The sequence below is a fragment of the Shimazuella sp. NTD248 genome (assembly GCF_059510395.1).
Window position 1 is genome coordinate 61,248 of record NZ_JCAJZT010000005.1, and the last position, 21,907, is coordinate 83,154.

Consider the following 21,907-nt stretch of genomic DNA (forward strand, 5'->3'; position numbering starts at 1 on the left):
TAATTGCTGCATTTTTTAGTCAGTTAATAATGTGAAAAGAATTTACAATCCATATTTTTATATTAAAAATAAAATATTTCATTTGTCAATTAAATATATAATCACTTATTTTGACAAAAAGTTTTTCAGTAATCATTATGGGAAAATTTCGTATGTAACTCAACTCTAACGCTTTGAATTTTTCCCAAATAAAAAAGGTAGCTCTCTGCTACCTTTTAGTCTAATATGGATTCATCAGTTTGCATTCTTTCCCATAAATCTTGGTATTCTTCTGAGGTTATCCCGGCTTTAGACTGAAAAATTTCCTTTGCATCTGCTCTGGCCACTTCTAAAATTCGCTCATCATGGGTAAGATCAGCTAGACGAAATTCTGGTAAACCACTCTGTTTTACTCCTAAAAAATCGCCTGGCCCTCTCATTTGCAGATCTCTTTCGGAAATCACAAATCCATCTGTAGTTTCTGTCATAATCTCCATTCGTTCTTTTCCTGTTTCTGATTTTGGATTTGCAACTAACACACAAGTTGACGCTCCTCCACCACGGCCAACTCTCCCTCTTAATTGGTGCAATTGTGCTAAACCAAAGCGATCCGCATCATAGATGACCATAACAGTAGCATTGGGTACATTCACTCCAACCTCAATTACGGTGGTCGAAATTAAAACTTGAACATCATTTTGTTCATAGAGACTCATGATTTCCTCTTTTTCAACAGAACTCATACGACCATGCAATAGACCGACACGAATAGGAGATAATTCCAATGTAACTTGTTCAAATAACTCTACTGCATTAGCCAAATCTAACTTTTCAGATTCCTCTATTAATGGACAGATAATATATGCCTGTCTACCTGCTTGACATTCTTTTGCCACAAACGCGATTATTCTTTTCCATGCTTCTTTTTTCACCCAATAGGTTGCAATAGGTTCACGACCTGCCGGCATCTCGTCAATAATCGAAACATCCATTTCTCCGTAAACTGAAATGGCCAGCGTTCGTGGAATTGGGGTAGCTGTCATCATCAAAACGTCTGGAAACTCCCCTTTTTCACGAAGTGTACCTCTCTGTTTAACTCCAAATCGATGTTGTTCATCCGTGATGACCAAACCTAGTTTTTGGTACACGACAGCTTCTTGGATCAATGCATGAGTTCCAACTATCACATCAGCTGAACCTTGCTGAATCTGCTCTAACGTTTCTCTCCTGCTAGCAGCTTTCATATTTCCCGTGAGTGTTACTACTTGTAATCCCCATTTCTCCAAAATGGCTTTCAAGGAAGTTGCATGTTGGTCTGCTAAAATTTCAGTAGGTACCATCATAGCACCTTGATAACCAGATAAGTAATTCGCATAGAGAGCGATTGCCGCTACAACTGTTTTTCCAGAACCCACATCTCCTTGTAATAAGCGATTCATTTGAAACGGAGATTTCAGGTCAGCACAAATTTCGTCTACTACTCTCTGCTGTGCACCAGTCAATGGGAATGCTAGATCGTCTATCATTTCTTGCAATTTTCCTTCGTCGATTTCTCTAGATATCCCTTTTGTCTCACGGCGATTTTGTAACCTGGACCATATTAAACGGCATTCATACAGAAATAACTCTTCATAAACAATGCTTCGACGTGCCTGCTGACTATCTTTTATATCCCTTGGGAAATGAAGAAAGTACATTGCCTTTGCTCTTGGTATCAATCGATATTTAGAACGTAAGCTTGCAGGTAACACTTCTTCAATTTGACTACCATATTCCTTAAAGGCTTCCATGATGAGTTTTCTTAACCAAGACACTTTTATTTTACTGGTCACGGAATAAATAGGTTCAAAATGACCAAGTTGAGCTTCTTGTTCTTTTTGACTAAAAAACGTTCTCTCCCCATTGATCAATAATTTTTCACGATCCCATCTTCCTGTCACCATAATCGTAGAGCCATATGAAAGTTTCGGCTTCAAATAGTGCTGATTAAACCACATCACCGTAATGGGTATACTATCTACTTCCATCTTTACCGTCAGACGAGATTGTTTTTTTCCAAACCAACGCATGCTGGGACTGCCGACTATCCTTCCACGAAAAGTTACCCTTTCTTCATGTGGAGCATCAACTGGACTAATTAGTTGAAAGTTATCATAGCGGAAAGGGTAATAAGTAAGTAGATCTTCCATACTTTTGATACCTAGCTCAGCTAAATGTATTGCTCTCTCTGGTCCCACTCCGGGCAATTCAGTAACGGGAATATACGTAAGTTTTGTCATTCGTCTTCCTTTGTATTTTGAAAAATTTGTCTCTCTAAGGCTCTTCCAGTAGGAGTGGCCGCCAATCCGCCAAGTGCCGTTTCACGAAGTGCAACAGGCATATCTCGACCAATTTTATACATGGCGCTGATTACTTCATCAGTAGGAATAATACTTTTCACCCCTGCCAATGCTAGGTCAGCTGCAACCATTGCGATCGCTGCTCCCATTGCATTTCGTTTTACACATGGAGCCTCTACTAAACCGGCAATAGGATCACATACGAGTCCTAACATATTTTTCAACGCAATGGCAACTGCTTCTGCACTTTGCGAAGGAGTACCACCTGCCATTTCTACCACTGCTGCTGCCGCCATTGCGGTAGCACTTCCTACTTCTGCTTGACAGCCACCAGTCGCCCCTGAGATACATGCATTGTTGGCAATACAATACCCTATGGCGCCAGATACAAATAAGCCTGCTATCATCGCATCACGGTCCAACTGAAACTTCTTCGCTGTCGTAAAAATTGTACCTGGCAATATACCACATGCACCAGCTGTTGGAGTAGCCACGATGATCCCCATCATTGCATTCACTTCGGAGACTGCGGTTGCACTTGCTACTGCATCCAATACTGTTTCTCCTGAGAGTAGTACAGGGGCATTTTCTTTATAAGCTTGAATGCGTTTCGCATCTCCACCAGACAAGCCACTAGCCGAACGGCTATCTTGGGATAGACCTCGTTCGATGGCTTGTCCCATCACATCCAAATTTCTCCCCATTTCCTGCCAGATCTCTTCACGAGATCGATTCATCACTTCAACTTCTTGTCGAATCATTACTTCGGAAATTTTCAGCCGTTCTGTTTCTGCTAGTTCCACTAATTCTGCTACGCTTCGAAAATTCACAGGTCCTACTCCTTTCGAAATAAAAATGACAATTATTTCACTAAACACCATTCCAAAAAGCTTGTTATCAAATAGAAACCACCGACTAGCGGTGGCTCTAATTATTTAGCACTGTCACCGAGTACATACCCGATTTTTGACGAATTTCTTTTAATAATTCGGGTGTGACACTTTGATCTGTTTCAATAGACATTAGCGCTTCCAAACCTTTTTCCTTACGAGCTACTTGCATATAGCCAATATTAATCTCATGCTTCGCTAAGATAGTAGCTACATCGGCAACAGCACCAAATTGATCTTTATGAAGCACAAGAAGAGTGGGAGAATTTCCTGAAAGCTTTAATTCAAAGCCATTTAGCTCTACAATCTCTATTTTTCCGCCACCGATGGAAATACCGACTACTTCTAATTTTCCTTGATCATCAGAAAGAAGGATACGAGCTGTATTTGGGTGATCTGCTATTTCTTCTGATTCGACAAACAGAACATCTATTCCTGCTTTTTTTGCCATTTGTAATGATAGTGGCATGCGCTCATCATAAGTGTCAAAGTCCAGTATTCCACCTACCAACGCAATATCAGTACCATGCCCCCTATATGTCTTGGCAAATGATCCATACAAAGTGATGGTAATCTCCTTAGGAACTCGACCAAATATCGTCCTAGCTGTTCGCCCGATTCTTGCTGCACCTGCTGTATGGGAACTCGATGGACCAATCATTACAGGACCGATAATATCAAATACAGTACGGTATTTCATATCTCATCATTCTTTCTTTAAAGGAACTAGGATATAAGCAAGGGTAGCAGGCCCTGTATGTGTACCGACAACAGGACCAATCGAAGAAATCACTTTCTCACGAATATCGTATTCAGGCTGTTCCATTAACTTTTCCATCCATCGACTGGCTTCTTCAGGTGCATCAGCATGAATGACTGTAGCTGACAAAGCACCATCCGGGATCTTTTCTTTGACAAGTTCTAAAATACGACCAAATGCTTTATTTTTACCGCGAACTTTTTCTAAAGAATAGATTTCTCCTTCTTTGTTGATGGAAAGTATGGGTTTAATATTTAAAAGAGACCCAACCACAGCTGCCGCTTTTCCAATCCGACCGCCTCTTTTCAAGTATTCCAATGTATCCACTAAAAAATATATTTGTTGATTTTCAATATAATAATTTGCAATCTCCAGGCATTCTTTTAGACTTTTAGCAGCAAGCGCTGCTCTTGCTGCTGCTACTACAACAACCCCAATACCATAAGAAGCAGATTTAGAATCAACAACAGTTAATTTTACATTTGCTTCCTCTTCCAACATTCCTTTTGCTAACACAGCTGACTGATAGGTACCGCTTAATGCAGAGGAAAGATGAATCGAGATGATCTCTTCAGCACCATCTGCGATTGCTTGTTTATAAGCATCACAAAAATCCATAGGTGATGGCTGTGAAGTAGTAGGGAGTTGTTCTGCTACTTCCAATCTGCGATAAAACTCCTCTGGTGTGAGGGTCTTTCCATCTAAATAAGATTGGTTATCCAAATGTACCTTCAATGGAATAACACGAATATTTAATTCCTCTTGAAGTTCTTTGGGAATATCTGCTGTACTATCCGTAAACACATGAACACGCGCCAATACCATTCCCCCTTCTCCTACTCCACTGCAAATAAGAAATAATAAAGTGGCTGACCACCTTCATAAACCTCATATTCAACATCTGGATATGACTCTGTTAAGCGAGCAACTAATTCATTTGTTTCCTCTTCAGATACATCACTGCCAAACAGTACGGTAACTACTTCCGTCTCTGATGTCATCATATTAGACAGGAGTTCGCAGGAAGTTTCTAACATATTTTTTCCGGCAGTTATAATCTTTCCTTCCCGAATCCCCAAAAAATCGTCTTTTTCAATGGTAACCCCATCCACAACCGTATCACGAACTGCATAGGTTACTTCTCCAGATTGAACAGAAGTAAGAGCTCTGTTCATCTTTTCTTTATTATCTTGTATTTCTTTTTCTTCATCAAATGCTAGCAAAGCAGACAATCCCTGTGGAATGGTTTTCGTTGGAATTACGGTTACATCGACATCTACTAACTCGCCTGCTTGCTCTGCTGTCAAAATGATATTTTTGTTATTTGGTAAAATCAATACATGTTCTGCTGATATCGAGTCCACAGCTTTTACTAAGTCTTCTGTGCTGGGATTCATCGACTGACCGCCAGTGATCACGACATCAACCCCAACGCTTTCAAATATGTCACTTATTCCTTGTCCTGTAGCTACTGCTACAATCCCATATGGCTTTTCTGGTGTCTTTTTTTCGATAGGTGCTTGATGAATGGCATCAACTCCGGTAACGTTTTCAAACTGCTCACGCATATTATCAATCTTAATCCGGGTTAAATCACCATATGTGGAAGCATAGTTTATTGCATCACCAGGATGCTCTGCGTGTATATGTACTTTGACCAGTTCATCATCAGAAACAACCAATAAGGAATCTCCATACTGAGAAATCTCTTCACGAAAATGAACTTCATTAAATTTACGAGTTTTCCGTCTTGTTGTAGATAGTAAAATCATAAACTCCGTACAGTATCCATGTATGATCGTTGCAGGATCTATATTTGCACCAGCATGTGCTTCGTGCTCCAAATCTTTTAAGCTTGGCAAATTGGATGTAGGTTTTGCTTCAAGTGACACTTCTTCTCCAGCTAGCACTTTTCTCATCCCTTCATAAACAAATACCAATCCTTGCCCTCCTGCATCTACTACACCCGTTTGCTTCAATACTGGCAATATATCCGGAGTTCGAGCCAGTGACTTTCGCGCTTCTTTTACAACGGCATCCATTACTTGGAGAGCTTCATCTGCTACACGCGCTTGGAATACACCTGCTGCTGCCGCCTCTCTTGCGACGGTTAAAACCGTACCTTCTACTGGTTTTATCACTGCTTTGTATGCTGTATCCACTCCTGCTTGAAAAGCATCTGCTAGTTCTTTTGGACCGATGACTTCACTTTTGGACACAGCTTTTGCAAACCCGCGAAACAACTGAGATAAAATCACTCCAGAATTCCCACGAGCTCCCATCAAAAGGCCTTTTGAAAGCGCTTCCGCTAATTTACCTACTGCTGGCTCTGCCGCTTTTTTTTCCATTTCAGCAACACCAGACGTGATCGTCAGGTTCATGTTCGTACCAGTATCTCCATCTGGAACTGGGAAGACGTTGAGCGCATTCACTCGTTCTACATTATTCGTCAACTCCATCGCTCCAGCTCTCATCATCGAGAGAAAGAGAGGTGCATTAATCGTTGCTTTTTCCAACCGAGGACCTCCTTAATCTTCGTTAACTAGACGTACGCCTTGAATAAAAATGTTCACATGTTCTACTTGAATGCCCAGTAACTCATTTAAGGTATATTTCACTCTTGATTGTACACCTTTGGCTACTTCTGAAATCTTCGTACCATAACCAACTATAATATGCATATCGATCGTGACACTTTCTTTATCCGTGTGTACTTCTACTCCTTTAGAAGAATTATCTCTTCTTAGCAATTCCGTAATCCCATCTTTTAGTTGACTACGGGAAGCCATACCTACTAAACCATAACATTCAAGTGCGGCGACACCAGCCAAAGTTGCGATTACATCATTTGCAACATTGATGTGACCGAGTTTGTTTGAAAATTGTAAACTCATTTCATCAACCTTCCTTATATGACTCAGATATAATAGTATTCTTTGTGTAATGGATATAAATTACAAACAATTCCCCTTATATGGCATGATATTTTAAAATGGCTTTTGTTCATTGTACAATAAACCAGTTAAAGAAGGAAAGTGGATTGCAAGAAGCCCCCAGAATATGCTACAATGGCAAACGTTAGTGTTAGGAGGTGTAACAATGGCTCGTCGTTGCTTTATCACAGGAAAACAAGGACATGCAGGTAACAATGTAAGTCACTCCCATCGCAAAACCCGCAAAAAATGGGGCGTAAACGTACAAAAAGTTCGTATTTTGGTTGATGGAAAACCAAAACGTGTGTACGTGAGCACAAAAGCACTCAAATCCGGCAAGGTAACTCGTGTATAATCGGATAGATGCAAACGAATCCAGATCGGGCAACCGGAACTGGATTTTTGTTTTTATTTATATAGATAAAAAGTTCACTTTCCACTTTTGTAACAACCAATGAAGTAAGACCTTAACTTATTACTATCATTTGTAGGATTTTGAGGGCGATCACTTCCAGTTCTTCAGAATTGGAAGTGATCGTTTTTTAGGTGGCTTCCTAACTCTATTTCTTCCATGCAGAACAGCGGCGAAAAGTCCACTCAAATACAGGAAGAGAGAGCAGGAGAATAATCGGCAGAACGAGCCACATTGTTTCTCCCACATGGTCTCGAATCATTCCAAGACCATAGATACCGATAATCCTACTCCCTCCTTGAACCAGACGGCTGGTTGAGGCCGCTCTTCCCTTTTGATCAGTGAGGAGATATACCTTTGTTCCCAGGATTTGAGTTTGAATCCCACTGAAGATAACCCCAATAACAAAGGAAGCTACCATTAGCCCTACGACATTGGGCCAGTAAAAGAAGAGCATGGACACTGATGCGATAGCCACACCAAATCGAATAAATGCCTTCTCATTCTCTTTGATCTTCTTGAGCAGGTTAGGTACGATCCAACCAGCCAAACCGCTGCCAGCATAGCTGCCCACTCTGACGATGGTTCCATTTTCGACACCCAAATCGATCACAACATAAGCGATAAACACACTTTGGATGACCATGATGCCCATCATTGGAACGCTCAGTCGGAATACTTCTGGATGAGGTCGAATGGAGGCTTTCTCCGGTACTCGATTGGACTGCTGTGTATACATCAAGACTATGATCCCAAAGATCGTCAGAATGGGTCCAACCCATTTCCATACAGCCTGGTATTCACTCGCCAACCAAGACCCGATGGCTGCACCAACTACTCCGCCAAAAAAACCCACCATAAACAGCTGACCAAAGCCCTTGCCCTGCTTTTCCTTTGGTAGCAGATCTCTGATCTGGATCGTGTTTGCTGTCAACGCAATCCCACAGACCATAAATCGCATGAGAAGACAACCCAAGACGACAAGTCCACCCAGCATCGCCCCTATCGCTCCTGTGATGAGCAAAATCAATAAAGAGATAAACTGCACTTTCTTTGTCCCATATCGATCAATCAATACCCCACTGATTGACCAACCGATTACTTCGACAAGTGTCGTAATAATCACCATTGCTGTGATCAAGGAGGACATTTTATGGAGGCTCATCCACAAGGTATAAGCACTACCATAGATATCGATATTGAGTGCAATAATAAACAGAACAAAGACCGTGAGGATGGTCTTTCTATTCCAGATGTCCGGGTCCGGTTTTCGCATGAATCTGCCTTTCTTCGAGTCGGGAACCCTTTCTCATCAACTTCCCTATCCATTTTCTTTGTTATAGTAGGTTATGAAGTTGATTCCTATTTATAGAATATGCACAAATTTCATATATTACAAGATACGAAACATACTCCTATTTTGTTACTCTTTCACTTTTATTGACTAAAAATGATAAACTCGGGTAGTACACGGAATAAAAAAATTACAAATTTGTAATACTCAAATTATTTTTTTGTTACAAAACAGGATACTAGAACAATTTCACTAACCGAAATGCTATAATATTTTCCAAAATACATACAAAGAGGTTTAAAATGGTATACGAAACACAAAAAGTAACATTCACCAAACGTCGTATATTGAAGTCTTGGGAAAAAGAATGCAGAAGTCTGAAATATTTGATACCGCTTGCAAAAAGTAAGTTTGATTTTATCACGCTAGGGTTTCAGATGATCGGTCGAATGAAGCCATTACTGGAATTAGGCTTTCACGAAGACTATCCATCCGGACGTCCTCATATGGCAAATATGATCGAATGGATGATAAGGAATGGATGGAATGAAATGGCGTTTGAATTTCGAGAGTTTTTCGATCAAGTGGAGGAATACATGAAAGAAGCTCATCAAGCATAAGCGATGATGAGCTTCTTTCATAGGGTTTTATCGTTATTTTATTAAATCGATCCATCTTTGCTGACAATAACAAATATATATAGATCGAAAGTGCTTTCTGCATTTTTAAAAGCGCTCCGATTTTTCATTGACCAAATGTCCACCCAATAATAAAATGATAAGTAGCCTCTACAACAATCATCAAATGGAGGGATTGTTATGGATTTATATTATGAAGTAAGTGGTACTGGAAAACCAATCATTCTTCTCCACAGTGGTGGCGCTGATTTGCGTGATTGGAAGTTTGTTGTACCTCTTTTAGCCAAAAACTATAAAGTGATCGCAGTAGACGGCCGTGGTGCCGGTAGATCTCCATCACCTGTAGAACCTGCTAACTATATACAAGATTTACTCGATTTGCTTAATCATCTTCAAATCGCTCAAGCTACCCTAGTTGGACATTCAATGGGGGGGCAGATCGCCACAGACTTCGCATTGCAATATCCAGAAAGAGTATCAGAACTTATATTAATTGCACCTGAATTATCCGGCTTTGAACGCTCGTTAGAATTCAAAAATTGGATGAAAAAAGTCAATTCAGCTTTACCTGATATGGATAAAGTTGCAGAGATTTCCCTAAGTGCTCCTTTATATCAAATCACGATGGCTAGTCCTCATCGTGAACTAATGGAAGAGATGCTTCGTCATCATCTAAAGAAAATCGAGGAATGGACTACGTTTGAATCCGTTTGGCCAAAGCCTGCAATCGAACGATTGGAGCACCTATCCGTCAAAACGCTATTTATCATTGGTGAAGTGGAACTTCCTGATAACAAGCTTGTGGCAGAACACTTCCAAAGGGTTCCAAATATACGTTTTGTGCTCCTATCTGATGCCGATCATATGGTAACCTTAACCCATCCTAAAGCACTGACTCATCATATTACCCGTTTCTTGGAGGAATAACTCATGCCACGAACGCAGGAAGAAAATGAACGAATACGGCAAATATCCATAGAAAAAATCCGTACCGCAGCAATGGAATTATTCATGATGCAAGGATATCACGCTACTTCTATTAACGACGTTGCCAAACACGCTGGTATCTCCAAAGGACTCCTTTACAATTATTACAAAGGAAAAGAAGAGCTCCTATCTACCATGATTGAATATCGGATCGGTGAATTAGTTCAAGTGATGGAAAAAGCAATGCTTTATGCATCACCCACTGACCAATTGAAACACATCATCAATGGTGCGCTCGATAATGTACATCAAAATCCTGAAATATTTCGGTTCTATCTCCATTTGCAAACTCACCCCGAGTCAGATGAAACAGTAGCCAAATATGGAAAATTGCTGACCGACGAATACTCCAAACAATTTCAATTCCAATGTGAGATATTTGAGAGATTAGGAGCCACAGAACCAAGAAAAAGATCACTATATTTTTCCTCAACCCTTCAAGGTATCATGTTGATGATCTCTACTTATCCTGAGCAGTTTCCTATTGAGGAGATAAAGACACAAATGATTAATGAATTTTGTAGGGAAGGTTAATTTATACTAGTGAATGGATTTAACCAACACTTTGTGAAATATAATAAAACCCTCATCTGATGTGCACCCCAAAAGTTAGACCAACAAATCTAACTTCACAGGGGTGATTTTTTCATGAAGAAAACTTATCAGAGTTTCATTATTAAATTCGTTCTCAGAAATCTGAAATTGCCATATACAAGAAGTAATTTTTGCCCGCTAACAATAATATTAAGTTCTTGGATGATGAATAAATGAAATAAAGGAGCATATAGAGAGTTTTCTTTCCTTCGTTTGAAGTAAATTAGCTTAGTGCTTTAAAGTAAACACATACATAGATAAATCGAATTCTTTGGGGGTTAGGTCAAGGGGTTGTTTTTCCAACTCGGCTCTTCGCTTCTTCTACTCGATTTGTAGATCATGGATTCGGATCATTTCATTTTCATTTTGGTCAAACTTTTGAAATCGTCTGAGTAACGATTTCACTCGTGCGAGCAATTCTCGCATATCAAAAGGTTTCGTAATATAATCATCAGCACCTAAGTCCAAACCAAGAACCTTGTCCGAGATATCTGTTTTAGCTGTCACTAAAATAATTCCCATTTTATCCCTTTTTCGTATCTTCGACAATCTCATAGCCTGATCGGTTTGGCATCATGATATCTAAGATAACAATATGAGGCTGGAAAGCAGCAATTTTTTGTTCGGCATCCTCCCCATCATATGCCACTTCGACCGTATTTCCTTCTCGATGCAATGCATATCCAATCGCATCCGTAATGTTTTTCTCGTCATCCGCAACTAAAATTTTCATATATTCTCTTCCTTGCTGCTTTTTAGAAAAGTATATCATGTATTCTTTTTCCGAAATTATCATCGATGAATCTCTCTTCAAATGGCTATCTCCGCTTTTTAAAAGTCCCTTTTCGGGGTTTCACCGCACATATTAAAACATCTTAGTTAAAGGAGGTTTTACTAATGGGCAGTTCTGATGATATGCTGAAAAATCCTTGGGCTGGATCAGGAGGCGAAAAGGTCACCGAATGGCAAGATGGCAAAGGAATAGAAGATCAAATCGAATCTGGCAAAGGTGTAGATACAACGATTTCCCCATGGGACAGTACGAAAGCTGATTTTTAAGCATCATAATATCTGTAAAAAATAGCATATCCTCTAAATCCATATAAATCACGCCAACTGGTAATAATACAAAAAAGGAGTGATTTATTTTATGAAGAAAAAAGACAAACAAAAAGAGCCTACCATTGCAAATGGTATGGATGATCAAGAAGAATTAAAGCAAAACGCAACCAAAGAAGAGATCGCGAAAGGAGATTATACAAAAGTTGTCACTCTATCCTATGACGAAGTAGACCCTTCTTAAAAGGAAATGTGATTCCAGCAACAAATTCACACTTCCTGCCAACGCAAAAGAGCGGCCATTGCCGCTCTTTTGCGTATTGAATTCGTTTTCATTTGACCCTATTTAAGCTCTACTATTATTAATATGATCCTGTTTTCGCACTTACTGTATCCCCATAGATATCGGCAAAACCTTGGGCATATGAAGTGTAAGGACTATAATCCCAAAGTTGTGGAGTATAACAAGAATGTTGATTTTTATTTACTACTCCGTTTCCACCAGAGTCAGCACAATCGCGTTGTGCTCCATCACTTCTGCGAATATACGCATCCGCATATCCATTAGACGGTGCGCTATTGTATAGATAGATATAACCCCAAGCAGTATGGCATCCTGCACTACCTTTTAGTTGCACATATCCAATATCTTTTCCGTTCTTGTAAATATGCTTTGTTGCATACGTAACTGGCTTGTTATACGCACAACCAGTTGTATAAGGATCTGTATCACTGGGATAACTCAAAGCATAAGCTTTATTCCATTCCAGCGCAAATCCTGAGGCGAAAATAGAAAGCATAAAAATAAAGGTCAATCCTAACAACTTCCCTCTCTTCACTTCCATACACCTCCCCATTTTTATCCTATTAATTACATTTATATAATCAATAGGATTATTCAAATTATAAACAAACGATTGATATTTAATATTAAAGGATTATTTCATTTATATTAATGTATTGTTAAACTAGATTGAAATAAGGAGAATAACGGACTTAAACATAGTAAACAGCAAGTATATTCATATTCATCATAAGATTCCCATATCTAATTATAATGTAAATTTAATATTTAAATAAAAAATAAATCCATATATGCTTCATAGTTCTGATCGACTTTTCACACTATTGGTAATTATGGTACTGCTCACTTTATAAGCTGAATACGCAATATTCTACCAAGTTTATTTCACCTTTCACATACAATCCCTATGTAGCTTATAAACAGCCATCCCCTGTCATGTTGGAACACATGACAGGGGATTTGTTCTCCCTTATAGGGATAGGAAGGCTAGATTTTCTTCATCAGAGATACCGGTCGACTTGTGTAGATCGCCATGGCGAATACCAAGGATCGAATGCCCTTGACGACTGGCTGCATCAACTCATCTCGACACTCTTTCCAAGTTTGCTCCTCTTGGATTCGAAAATACTGTACCAAATAGTACAGTGCAATACCGCCAGCTGGGAGCAGCACCAGTTGCAGACCCCAAATAGCCTTGTATGGCAAATCGAATCGCTGTGTCATCCATCCGAGAGCAAACATCATCAAATAATCGACAGCAACCATCAATTTCACCACACCTACAGCACCTGTCTTTTGCTCCATATGCCGAAACAGGAGCTGGGACTGGATCGTAGACAAGAGTGCATTAGCTAGTGCATTGAGAAACATCGCCACGAACACAACCCTCGGAGTGACCGTTGTCTGACATGCAACCAATGTCAACCCTGTTCCTGTCAGGACATAAGAACATGTCAATGTCTGACGATTATACTGTGGAGGAATCAAAGGTGCGATCCATCCACCAACCACACCGCCGATCGTGGTTCCAGATAGAACGATACTGACCAAAGCAACATTTTTCAGCAGCAGTGGTACATAAAGGGGGCCGATGGTGACGGGAAGTAGACTTGGCAAATAAGTCAGCACCACAAGGCAGAACAACCTTGGAGTCAAAACGATCTGCTCTTGGTTCTGAATCTGCTGTCGCTGCCGAAGCAGTCGCAGCCAAAAGCACCAAAAAGCAATCATCACGGGTGTCGCCAACCATGCCCAGAGGACAACAGCATTCAGAAACACGAACCCTAGCACATATCCAGCTAGTGTATACGGACCGATTACCAGTACAAGGAGCGGAAAGAGAGGTTCCTTTGTTTTTTTATCTGCCGACCTCTCCTTTACCTGTTTCTTCTGTACGGCCTTCGACCGTTGACCCGCATTATTCGCATGCTTAGGAAAAATGATCCAAGCCGGGATACTAATCATCAGAGGTGTACAAGCAGCCATCACTGCCCATACATAGTTCGGAAGCATTTTATCCATTACCAAAAAGCTCACGGAACTGAAACTCAGGTAAACGAGAGGAAAAACAGTAGCCTTAAGTGCTACTCCCCTCTGATGCACCTTGGCTCGTTGGCCCAATTGAGATCGATAGAATGTATCCGTACTCATAAAGAGCATACCTGAAAATCCACCATACACCGCCGGAAAAATAATGAGCAGGAATGGATCTAGGAAAGAGGGCCATTTGAAAATAACAGCCATCCCCCACATGACTCCACTCAGCCCCAATGCAGAGATAAAAGTCCATTTCTCTGGATCAAGAGCTTTTTTGGTGTAGAACCAAATGAATGGCAATGATCCTACACCATAACTCAGAGGGACAAACGGGACAAGTCCTTCGAATCCAGCTCCAGCGTACACCCGCGATAGCGGGGACCAAAAGAATCCTGTCATCATTCCTACCATGATACTCATAATGAAGGCGATCACAAATCTGTTTTTCACCAGTATCTCCTAGTGATTGATTCTTTCTCTCTTTCGTACAGAGTATATCATTTTTATTTGACTTTTCATAAATTTCCGCCTCAAATCCTCGATTTGATCAATATGTATTCATCCCGAAATTACGTTCGATATCTCTTTCATTATTGGATACAATATGGAAAAAGAAAGGAGCGAAAACATGCAAAAAATCATCCCTCATTTATGGTTTGATCAAGAAGCGAAAGAAGCTGCCGAGTTTTATACATCTGTTTTTGGGGAGAACTCAAGGATCACAAACATCACAACCATTGAAGGTACTCCATCAGAAGACTGCGATATAGTCTCTTTTGTGTTGACTGGACAGGAATTTATGGCGATCAGTGCTGGACCTCATTTTCAGTTTAATCCTTCCATTTCTTTTATGGTTCATTGTCAAACAACAGAGGAAGTTGATAAGTTGTGGGACAAGTTGTTTGAAGGGGCAACAGCTTTGATGATGCTTGACTCCTATCCATTTAGCGAACGATATGGATGGTTGCAAGACAAATACGGACTTTCATGGCAAATCATGTATAATACTCAGGAGTTCACACAAAAGATCACTCCTGCTCTTATGTTTACTGGTGATATTTGCGGGAAAGCCGAAGAGGCGATAAACTTTTACACCTCCGTATTTCCGCATGCCAATTTTGATGCATTTGCACATTATGAAAAAGGAGAAGATCCTAATGCAGAGGGGATGTTAAAATTTGCTGCCTTCACCTTGGAAGGTCAAAAATTTTCTGCTATGGACAGTTCCTATCCTCATGGCTTTTCCTTTAATGAGGCGATATCGTTTCTCGTAAATTGTGAAGACCAAGCAGAAATAGACTACTATTGGGAGAAACTCTCGGCAGTGCCGGAGGCAGAGCAATGTGGATGGTTAAAGGATAAATACGGACTTTCATGGCAAATTGTTCCCAAAAACATGGATGAAATGATGCGGACAGATGATAGAGAAAAGCGAAACCGCGTTACAAAAACCTTTCTAAACATGAAAAAGTTTGACCTTGCTGAATTAGAGAAAGCATACCAAGGAAAGTAAGATAGAAGGAAAACTGCATATCGTTTGGATTAATATGAACGTATGGGGTGATATTCTTCTTATCGATTACAAACGATGCCGATATAAGAGAATCCTAATAAACAGCCATCCCCTGTCCTATTGGAACACATGGACAGGGGATTTGTACTCCCTTAGCAGGGATAGTAAAGCTAGATTTTCTTCATCGGAGATACCGGTCGGCTTGTGTAGATCACCATGGCGAGTACCAAGGAGCGAATGCCCTTGACGACTGGCTGCATCAGCTCATCTCGACACTCTTTCCAAGTTTGCTCCTCTTGGATTCGGAAATACTGTACCAAATAGTGCCGAGCGATACCACCAGCCGGAAGCAGAACGAGTTGCAATCCCCAAATTGCCTTGTATGGCAATCCAAATCGCTGTGTCATCCATCCGAGAACAAACATCATCATAAAGGTGATGGCATTAATCAATTTCGCAGCACCTACAGCACCAGTCTTTTGTTTCATATGCCGAAATAGGAGCTGGGATCGAATCGTGACCGACAGCGAACTTGCAACAGCAATCAGAAACAGGGACAGGAAGACAGCATCTGGAGTGGCCGTTGTCTGCATCGCAACCAATGTCAATCCTGTTCCCGTCAGGATAAAACAAATTGTGAGAGTCTGACGGTTATATTGAGGAGGAATCAAGGTGGCAATCCATCCCCCTACGATCCCACCGAAGAGTGATCCCGACAGAACGAAACTGACCAAGGCTACATTTTTCAGCAGCAATGGTACATAGAGAGGACCTAAACTCACAGGCATTTGACTTGGCAAATCGCTCAGTAGCAGAATCCAAAACAACCGAGTAGTCATGACAATCTCCTTTTGGTCCTGAATGGGTTGTTTCTGACGAAACAATCGAATCCAGAAGTACCAAAAAGCAATCATTGCCGGTGTTGCCAACCATGCCCAGAGGACAACATCCCTCAGAAACACATATCCTAGAACATATCCAGCCAGCGTATATGGGCCGATTACCAGTACAAACAGCGGAAAGAGAGGCTCTTTTGTTTTTGTATCTGCCGATCGCTCTTTCCCTTGCTTTTTCTGGACGATGTTTAGACGGTGGATACTTCGAGATCGAAGACAAATCGCATCCCAAACGGTTTTCTTAGGGAAGATACACCAAGCTAGAACACCAATCACGAGAGGTGTACAAGCAGCCATTTCTACCCACACATAGACAGAATGCAAACTATCCAATACCCAAAAACTCAATGAACTGGACACCAGGTAAACCAAAGAAAAAACAGTAGCCTTAAGTGCTACTCCCCTCTGATGAGCCTTGGCTCGTTTGCCCAATTGAAATCGATAGAATGTATCCGTACTCATAAAGAGCATTCCGCAAATCCCACCATACATTAGTGGGAAGGCCATGAGTAGGAGAGGTTGCAGGGAGGATGGCCATTTGAATGTAGCGGCCATACCCCACATGACACTACTTAGCCCAAGAGAAGAAAGAAAAGTCCATTTCTCTGGATCAAGGTCTTTTTTGGTATACAACCAAACGAAAAGCAGCGATCCTACCCCATAACTCAGGGGGATATATGGGACAAGTCCTTCGAATCCAGCTGTCTCATATATCCTCGATAGCGGAGACCAGAAGAATCCTGTCATCATTCCTACCATGACACTCATGAAGAAGGCGATCACGAATCTGTTTTTCAACAGTATCTCCTAGCGATAGTTTTTTTATCTCTTTCGTACCGAGTATATCATTTTTATTTGACTTTTCGAAAATTTTCATCCAAAATCCACTGTTCAACAGGACGAAGGTGTTCGATCCATACTTTCCTACTCACAACTAGATTTGTTATACTTAAAATGAATAGATATTCAGAAATAACAGATAATGAAGTGTGGTGAGAAAACTAAAAATCCCTGAAAACGATTGAATAGACCAAAATATCTGCAAGTTATACCTCCTGATGCACATTAAACGAATTCTTCTCTTTGAGGAAGAACCAAGATGAATAAATCATTAGTTATCATTTTTACGATAATATTTACTATTTGGAGATGATCTTACTGAAACTGTCAAAACTTTTTGTAATTGCTTCTCTTAGTTTTCTATTATTAAGTGGTTGTACAAGCCACACACCTTCATCTAGTTCAAATACTCCAACCAATAATAATAGTACCCAATCTAATAACAATAGTACTCAAACTACTTCTAACACGAATCCGAGTAATTCTACCCCAACAACCAATGAAGATAGCCATTCACAACTGTTACAAAAAACGATGGTGTTGGCTGCTGAGGGAAAAGCAATTAATAGTGAAGAATTTGGTCTGGACTCTGATGCTAATGCTATTGTGGAAAAATGGGGAAAACCTGATCAAGGAAGTATTAAGGAAATATATTTAAACTATAATAAAAGGAAAATTTCTTTTAACCTAAATGCTGAAAAAAATTATAAAGTTGATAGTTTCGTAACTCAAGATAACAAATACCATGACATTACGCTTGCCGAAGTGAGAAAGATATTAGGCAAGGCAGACTATGATGGCTCTGGTGATGATGGTGAAGGTCATATCATCAAGTACAAAGTCCAAAGAGAAAATCAAGGGAAACTTGTCTACGTTTATTTTATGTTTTCAAGCGATAAGCAAGATAGCCCGATAAATGTAGTGAATATAGGTCAATGAAAATAAGCCCAATCTCTTATGAAATAATCTTACTGTAAGGATAGAGCCCTACACCTAGCAAGGATAGCGTATTTCTTATAAAAATTACCACCCAATAAAGCTATACACCAGTGTAAATAACTGGTTAAAGTCATGATCAAGAAAGAGCGACCGATGGGTCACTCTTTTTTCTTTATCTCTGAGGTGCAGCGAATATGTCGTAGCTGAAACCGGAAATTTGCCGAATATATTCATCTACTCTTATTTCTACAGGGTGAAGAAGTTCGATTTGAATCACTTGCTCATCGATTGTCACTAATTCTACTACTGATCGAGGTGATAGACTTGGTTTAAATAGATTGGTAGTAAAGTTTAACTCTACTTCCCCTGCTTTGATTTGATTTTCTGATAATAAGGTAAAAAAGGGTTGGGTTTTGAGATGGGTGACAAATGCTTCTATGTAGTGATACTCGCCTTTTAGATGCATCGTTAGCATACTTTTCCCTCCTATTTCCTTTTTAATTGCTCCAGATGTTGCTCTAGTTTCAGCAGTTTATCAACCTGAAACTTCTCCATGCTTTCGATCATCAATATATGAAGCCTGCGGACATCTGAGATATTACCTTTTTCCATAAAACAGAGGAGTGTTTCCCATTTCGTCGGAGAGACTTGTAATCGCTTCTGTTGAACCTTGACCGCTTCTCCTAGATAGATAATCTGATGGATAACTTCAATCAACATACTACGTGTTTTTGCTTGCCGAAACTGTTTCATTAAAGAAATAAGTTCTATTCCCTCACCATAAGCAACAAGAAATCTAGCAACCTCTCTTCCAATTTGAAAAACCTGTACTTCCCCCACTGCTTCCCCCCTCTTCAAACACAAACTCAACGACATCCTTCTCTAAGGACAACGGTATACCTAGCACTCGTATAGATGGCATAGCGATCGTCGGTCTTCATAAAAGTAATAAAATCACGAACCGCTTCTCCTCTTCCTTCGATTTTCAACAATAAATCCATTTATTTTCCTCCTTTTCCCATTTAAACCTCTTTCTTTAATAAGCATAAGGTAGTACAATAATTTTTACCAATATTCATAATTATTTATAGAAATTATCATTTTCTACTTAAATAAAAGAAACTTGATTACAATTTATTGTGATTGAAGGAGTGAAATCCAATGAAAGCAACGGTATTTGTTTCGTATGAACAAGGAGAGAAAATCCGCAAAGCGAGGAGAAAACAGAAAATTACCCAAGAAGACTTAGCCCTCTCCATCAACATCTCCCCTTCTTTGGTGAGTAAAATCGAATGTGGGGCATATCAAGTGGCAGAAGATAACTTGGTGGCAATTTGTGATTATTTGGGGTTAAAGATTGAGGAAGTGTTAGAAGAGAAAAATGGGGATGAGGATGAGCAGGTAGATATTCGGTTGTTATTGAAGACAATTGAACAAGATATTAATTTGATTGAAACGACAGAAGTATGGGAAGAATTAAATAAAATTCAATTTGAACCAGATGATCCTTTGTTTGGCGAGTATTATTTTTTGCAAGGTAAAATCTATGAAGAAAAAAGAAATTGGGTTAAAGCACAAGAATTTTTCGAGAGAGCGATCCGTTATGTAGATCAGTTTCCAGCAATCCAAAACTCAAACATTCAAGCAGGATGTTACTATGGACTTAGCAGGGTATTTGGAAAGCAAGGAAAACTAAATCATGCCATATTAGCTATAAAAAAAGGGATGAATAGTTTTATAGAGAAGGGTGAGCGAAGCTATCTTGAATATAACCTAATTCTGAGCCAAGCAATTTACCTTGAAAAACTAAATCAAAATGAAGAAGCATTTCGCATTTCCGAAGAATTAAGAGAAAATCGATCCTTAATTGCAAGTACAGAAGCAAAAACCAACCTCGCTCAATTACAAGCAACTTTGTTCAATAAATTTGGGCTCTATGATAAATCTATCCAAATTGCCGAAGAAGGAGTTATCCTTGCTCGCTTAGACAAACTCTACGATCGAATATTTGAACTATGGACAACACAAGGGGAAAGTTATCGAAAAAAAGGATCATTCGCTAACGCTAAACACTGCCTGAAAACAGCCTTAAAACTAAAAGGAAAAATACAATACCTCCCTCTTGCTGTCTCTACCTACACTGAATTAGGTTTGCTATACTTAGAATTAATGGATATTCAAAAATCACAGAAAACACTAGAACAAGCTATCCAGCTTGGTGAGGAAACCAAAGATAACCTGCGTTTAATGAGTGCCCTAATTGCTTTAGGTGATTGTTACCTTCAACAAGGACAATTGATCAAAGCACACTATCAGTATGAAAATGCACTTTTGATTGCTCAGTCTAATTCTTACACCCAGCATGAATGGGATATCTTGATGAAACTAGCAGAAACATGCAAATCGGATAATCCCGATCTCTATGGAAAATATGTAGAACAATTCCATCAGCTATCATTAAAATTATGGAAAGGCGGTGAGAATATGACTTTTCATCATAAACTAGGAATACCTAAGCATCTAGAAGCAGAGCCACCTGACTATTAAGAAGCAAAAAAACAAGCTTCCCTTTCACCATTCATCTCAGGGGTGTGAAAAAGCATCTTTTTCCAAAATGAATCGATTTTTTCTAGATTAATGGATTCTGAATCCCCTGACGCATAATTTATATAGACTGTTAAAAAATTATGATTCTTCATCTTAAAGATCAGCTACTTTGATAACATAAGAATAGATCATGTGGTGAGATAAAATATAGTCTATTTTTGATTTATTGTACTTTATATTTAATAAAACTATTCAAACAATCCAGTCTAGGTTTTAACCCTGACTGGATTGTTTACATCTTACTCTCCTATAAGGTAAAAGCCTGTCCCCTTATCGCACATATTTATGGGCGGTGAAAAGCTACATGACCGCCATCACGGTCAAACCAGCCTCTAAATGCCCAATTAATCCATCCACCATCCCCTTTATTGGTAAATTCCCCATCTTCAAATGCCCAAATTCCAAAAACGACACCATCATACGTCGCAGAACCATAAAACTTAACCCCATTAAAATGATCTTCATAGTCTTGACTCAAATTAAAAACCATCACATTGTACTGCTGACCTACGGCATAAAAAGTTTGTTCCATCAGATTTTTTACAAAGCCATCGCGATTCGTATCTTTTTTGATAGCATCTGCAATTGCATTTGCTATACCTAAAACATCAACGCTAACACTTAATTCTCCTCCAACAGCCATTTCTCTCACTCCTCTGATAGACATAAAAAATAAGGGATATGAAATAATTATCCCTCTATTCCAAATAATATCAAAATGGTAGTTATTTGTAAAATATGAAATTTTGTGTTTATCAAATAGAATAAAGCAAAGATATAAATAACCTCTTTTTCTCAAACATCTCAAAAAAGAAAAAAAAGTACACAGGATACACTCGAGGTATGCCGCCACTACAAGCATGAGTGGATTCAAATAAATAAAAAG

Annotated in this window: 23 protein-coding genes and 1 pseudogene; 9 read left to right on the forward strand and 15 right to left on the reverse strand. The window is 39.5% G+C overall.

Going from position 1 to position 21,907, the window contains the following annotated elements; all coding sequences use genetic code 11:
- Nucleotides 1-215: 215 nt before the first annotated feature.
- The 6 genes from recG to AC5WOE_RS12380 form a co-directional block, all read right to left on the reverse strand.
- Nucleotides 216-2,258, reverse strand: a complete 2,043-nt coding sequence (gene recG / locus AC5WOE_RS12355) for an ATP-dependent DNA helicase RecG (protein ID WP_496048869.1) — start codon at nucleotides 2,256-2,258, stop codon at nucleotides 216-218.
- Entirely contained in the window at nucleotides 2,255-3,148 is an 894-nt protein-coding gene (sdaAA, locus tag AC5WOE_RS12360; RefSeq protein WP_496048870.1) for an L-serine ammonia-lyase, iron-sulfur-dependent, subunit alpha, read from the reverse strand. Before sdaAA ends, recG begins: the two co-directional genes overlap by 4 nt.
- Nucleotides 3,149-3,245: 97 nt before the next feature.
- Nucleotides 3,246-3,908, reverse strand: coding sequence for an L-serine ammonia-lyase, iron-sulfur-dependent subunit beta (gene sdaAB, locus AC5WOE_RS12365; protein ID WP_496048871.1), 663 nt, complete (start codon nucleotides 3,906-3,908; stop codon nucleotides 3,246-3,248).
- A gap of 6 nt (nucleotides 3,909-3,914) precedes the next feature.
- Entirely contained in the window at nucleotides 3,915-4,793 is an 879-nt protein-coding gene (locus AC5WOE_RS12370; RefSeq protein WP_496052697.1) for a DegV family protein, read from the reverse strand.
- Nucleotides 4,794-4,804: 11 nt separating this feature from the next.
- Nucleotides 4,805-6,484, reverse strand: coding sequence for a DAK2 domain-containing protein (locus AC5WOE_RS12375; protein WP_496052698.1), 1,680 nt, complete (start codon nucleotides 6,482-6,484; stop codon nucleotides 4,805-4,807).
- Nucleotides 6,485-6,496: 12 nt separating this feature from the next.
- A complete protein-coding gene (locus AC5WOE_RS12380; RefSeq protein ID WP_496048874.1) occupies nucleotides 6,497-6,862 on the reverse strand; it encodes an Asp23/Gls24 family envelope stress response protein in 366 nt (121 codons plus the stop codon).
- 205 nt (nucleotides 6,863-7,067) lie between these two features.
- Between AC5WOE_RS12380 and rpmB the strand changes: the two genes are divergently transcribed.
- The gene (rpmB, locus tag AC5WOE_RS12385; RefSeq protein WP_240875167.1) at nucleotides 7,068-7,256 is read left to right on the forward strand and encodes a 50S ribosomal protein L28; all 189 of its coding nucleotides are present in this window, start codon (nucleotides 7,068-7,070) and stop codon (nucleotides 7,254-7,256) included.
- 205 nt (nucleotides 7,257-7,461) lie between these two features.
- On the opposite strand, the gene AC5WOE_RS12390 is transcribed toward rpmB, so the two are convergent.
- Entirely contained in the window at nucleotides 7,462-8,589 is a 1,128-nt protein-coding gene (locus AC5WOE_RS12390; RefSeq protein WP_496048875.1) for an MFS transporter, read from the reverse strand.
- A 320-nt stretch (nucleotides 8,590-8,909) separates the two neighbouring features.
- Between AC5WOE_RS12390 and AC5WOE_RS12395 the strand changes: the two genes are divergently transcribed.
- The 3 genes from AC5WOE_RS12395 to AC5WOE_RS12405 all read left to right on the forward strand — a co-directional run bounded on the left by AC5WOE_RS12395 (nucleotide 8,910) and on the right by AC5WOE_RS12405 (nucleotide 10,766).
- Nucleotides 8,910-9,227: a hypothetical protein gene (locus AC5WOE_RS12395; RefSeq protein ID WP_496048876.1), complete on the forward strand. Its 318-nt coding sequence runs from the start codon at nucleotides 8,910-8,912 to the stop codon at nucleotides 9,225-9,227.
- A 198-nt stretch (nucleotides 9,228-9,425) separates the two neighbouring features.
- Nucleotides 9,426-10,172, forward strand: a complete 747-nt coding sequence (locus AC5WOE_RS12400) for an alpha/beta fold hydrolase (RefSeq protein WP_496048877.1) — start codon at nucleotides 9,426-9,428, stop codon at nucleotides 10,170-10,172.
- Between the two features lie 3 nt (nucleotides 10,173-10,175).
- Nucleotides 10,176-10,766 (forward strand): TetR/AcrR family transcriptional regulator, encoded by a 591-nt coding sequence (locus tag AC5WOE_RS12405; RefSeq protein ID WP_496052699.1) that lies wholly within the window; start codon nucleotides 10,176-10,178, stop codon nucleotides 10,764-10,766.
- 381 nt (nucleotides 10,767-11,147) lie between these two features.
- On the opposite strand, the pseudogene AC5WOE_RS12410 reads toward AC5WOE_RS12405, so the two are convergent.
- Nucleotides 11,148-11,622: pseudogene (locus AC5WOE_RS12410) on the reverse strand (response regulator transcription factor).
- A 101-nt stretch (nucleotides 11,623-11,723) separates the two neighbouring features.
- Here AC5WOE_RS12410 and AC5WOE_RS12415 point away from each other — a divergent pair.
- Both AC5WOE_RS12415 and AC5WOE_RS12420 read left to right on the forward strand, forming a co-directional pair.
- Nucleotides 11,724-11,885, forward strand: coding sequence for a hypothetical protein (locus tag AC5WOE_RS12415; RefSeq protein ID WP_496048882.1), 162 nt, complete (start codon nucleotides 11,724-11,726; stop codon nucleotides 11,883-11,885).
- 91 nt (nucleotides 11,886-11,976) lie between these two features.
- Complete coding sequence (locus tag AC5WOE_RS12420; protein WP_496052700.1) at nucleotides 11,977-12,129, forward strand: hypothetical protein; 153 nt, start codon at nucleotides 11,977-11,979, stop codon at nucleotides 12,127-12,129.
- Between the two features lie 118 nt (nucleotides 12,130-12,247).
- Here the strand turns inward: AC5WOE_RS12420 and AC5WOE_RS12425 are convergent, their stop codons facing one another.
- Both AC5WOE_RS12425 and AC5WOE_RS12430 read right to left on the reverse strand, forming a co-directional pair.
- A complete protein-coding gene (locus tag AC5WOE_RS12425) occupies nucleotides 12,248-12,724 on the reverse strand; it encodes a DUF2690 domain-containing protein (RefSeq protein ID WP_496048884.1) in 477 nt (158 codons plus the stop codon).
- A gap of 452 nt (nucleotides 12,725-13,176) precedes the next feature.
- On the reverse strand, nucleotides 13,177-14,676 hold the full coding sequence (locus AC5WOE_RS12430; protein ID WP_496052701.1) for a hypothetical protein: 1,500 nt from the start codon (nucleotides 14,674-14,676) through the stop codon (nucleotides 13,177-13,179).
- Nucleotides 14,677-14,854: 178 nt separating this feature from the next.
- Between AC5WOE_RS12430 and AC5WOE_RS12435 the strand changes: the two genes are divergently transcribed.
- On the forward strand, nucleotides 14,855-15,739 hold the full coding sequence (locus tag AC5WOE_RS12435) for a VOC family protein (RefSeq protein ID WP_496052702.1): 885 nt from the start codon (nucleotides 14,855-14,857) through the stop codon (nucleotides 15,737-15,739).
- A gap of 170 nt (nucleotides 15,740-15,909) precedes the next feature.
- Here AC5WOE_RS12435 and AC5WOE_RS12440 read toward each other — a convergent pair whose 3' ends face one another.
- Nucleotides 15,910-17,433, reverse strand: coding sequence for an MFS transporter (locus AC5WOE_RS12440; RefSeq protein WP_496052703.1), 1,524 nt, complete (start codon nucleotides 17,431-17,433; stop codon nucleotides 15,910-15,912).
- Nucleotides 17,434-17,784: 351 nt separating this feature from the next.
- Here AC5WOE_RS12440 and AC5WOE_RS12445 point away from each other — a divergent pair, with 351 nt between their 5' ends.
- Complete coding sequence (locus tag AC5WOE_RS12445) at nucleotides 17,785-18,414, forward strand: DUF4309 domain-containing protein (RefSeq protein ID WP_496052856.1); 630 nt, start codon at nucleotides 17,785-17,787, stop codon at nucleotides 18,412-18,414.
- A gap of 172 nt (nucleotides 18,415-18,586) precedes the next feature.
- Here AC5WOE_RS12445 and AC5WOE_RS12450 read toward each other — a convergent pair whose 3' ends face one another.
- Genes AC5WOE_RS12450 through AC5WOE_RS12460 form a run of 3 tightly spaced genes read right to left on the reverse strand, consistent with a single transcriptional unit; the run spans nucleotide 18,587 to nucleotide 19,415 of the window.
- The gene (locus AC5WOE_RS12450) at nucleotides 18,587-18,889 is read right to left on the reverse strand and encodes a hypothetical protein (protein ID WP_496052704.1); all 303 of its coding nucleotides are present in this window, start codon (nucleotides 18,887-18,889) and stop codon (nucleotides 18,587-18,589) included.
- An 11-nt stretch (nucleotides 18,890-18,900) separates the two neighbouring features.
- Complete coding sequence (locus AC5WOE_RS12455; protein WP_496052705.1) at nucleotides 18,901-19,254, reverse strand: hypothetical protein; 354 nt, start codon at nucleotides 19,252-19,254, stop codon at nucleotides 18,901-18,903.
- Nucleotides 19,255-19,280: 26 nt separating this feature from the next.
- A complete protein-coding gene (locus tag AC5WOE_RS12460; protein ID WP_496052706.1) occupies nucleotides 19,281-19,415 on the reverse strand; it encodes a hypothetical protein in 135 nt (44 codons plus the stop codon).
- A 160-nt stretch (nucleotides 19,416-19,575) separates the two neighbouring features.
- Here AC5WOE_RS12460 and AC5WOE_RS12465 point away from each other — a divergent pair, with 160 nt between their 5' ends.
- Nucleotides 19,576-20,961 carry a helix-turn-helix domain-containing protein gene (locus tag AC5WOE_RS12465; protein ID WP_496052707.1) on the forward strand — a complete coding sequence of 462 codons (1,386 nt, stop codon included), beginning with the start codon at nucleotides 19,576-19,578 and terminating at the stop codon, nucleotides 20,959-20,961.
- Between the two features lie 343 nt (nucleotides 20,962-21,304).
- Here the strand turns inward: AC5WOE_RS12465 and AC5WOE_RS12470 are convergent, their stop codons facing one another.
- Nucleotides 21,305-21,688 (reverse strand): stress protein, encoded by a 384-nt coding sequence (locus AC5WOE_RS12470; protein ID WP_496049430.1) that lies wholly within the window; start codon nucleotides 21,686-21,688, stop codon nucleotides 21,305-21,307.
- Between the last annotated feature and the right edge of the window lie 219 nt (nucleotides 21,689-21,907).

Coding starts and splice junctions, on each gene's coding strand:
- AC5WOE_RS12435 (WP_496052702.1), top strand. CDS start 14,855: ATGCAAAAAATCATCCCTCATTTATGGTTTGATCAAGAAGCGAAAGAA.
- AC5WOE_RS12380 (WP_496048874.1), bottom strand. CDS start 6,862: ATGAGTTTACAATTTTCAAACAAACTCGGTCACATCAATGTTGCAAAT.
- sdaAB (WP_496048871.1), bottom strand. CDS start 3,908: ATGAAATACCGTACTGTATTTGATATTATCGGTCCTGTAATGATTGGT.
- recG (WP_496048869.1), bottom strand. CDS start 2,258: ATGACAAAACTTACGTATATTCCCGTTACTGAATTGCCCGGAGTGGGA.
- AC5WOE_RS12445 (WP_496052856.1), top strand. CDS start 17,785: ATGATCTTACTGAAACTGTCAAAACTTTTTGTAATTGCTTCTCTTAGT.
- AC5WOE_RS12405 (WP_496052699.1), top strand. CDS start 10,176: ATGCCACGAACGCAGGAAGAAAATGAACGAATACGGCAAATATCCATA.
- AC5WOE_RS12450 (WP_496052704.1), bottom strand. CDS start 18,889: ATGCTAACGATGCATCTAAAAGGCGAGTATCACTACATAGAAGCATTT.
- AC5WOE_RS12460 (WP_496052706.1), bottom strand. CDS start 19,415: ATGGATTTATTGTTGAAAATCGAAGGAAGAGGAGAAGCGGTTCGTGAT.
- AC5WOE_RS12400 (WP_496048877.1), top strand. CDS start 9,426: ATGGATTTATATTATGAAGTAAGTGGTACTGGAAAACCAATCATTCTT.
- AC5WOE_RS12390 (WP_496048875.1), bottom strand. CDS start 8,589: ATGCGAAAACCGGACCCGGACATCTGGAATAGAAAGACCATCCTCACG.
- AC5WOE_RS12415 (WP_496048882.1), top strand. CDS start 11,724: ATGGGCAGTTCTGATGATATGCTGAAAAATCCTTGGGCTGGATCAGGA.
- rpmB (WP_240875167.1), top strand. CDS start 7,068: ATGGCTCGTCGTTGCTTTATCACAGGAAAACAAGGACATGCAGGTAAC.
- AC5WOE_RS12465 (WP_496052707.1), top strand. CDS start 19,576: ATGAAAGCAACGGTATTTGTTTCGTATGAACAAGGAGAGAAAATCCGC.
- AC5WOE_RS12420 (WP_496052700.1), top strand. CDS start 11,977: ATGAAGAAAAAAGACAAACAAAAAGAGCCTACCATTGCAAATGGTATG.
- AC5WOE_RS12395 (WP_496048876.1), top strand. CDS start 8,910: ATGGTATACGAAACACAAAAAGTAACATTCACCAAACGTCGTATATTG.
- AC5WOE_RS12470 (WP_496049430.1), bottom strand. CDS start 21,688: ATGTCTATCAGAGGAGTGAGAGAAATGGCTGTTGGAGGAGAATTAAGT.
- AC5WOE_RS12370 (WP_496052697.1), bottom strand. CDS start 4,793: ATGGTATTGGCGCGTGTTCATGTGTTTACGGATAGTACAGCAGATATT.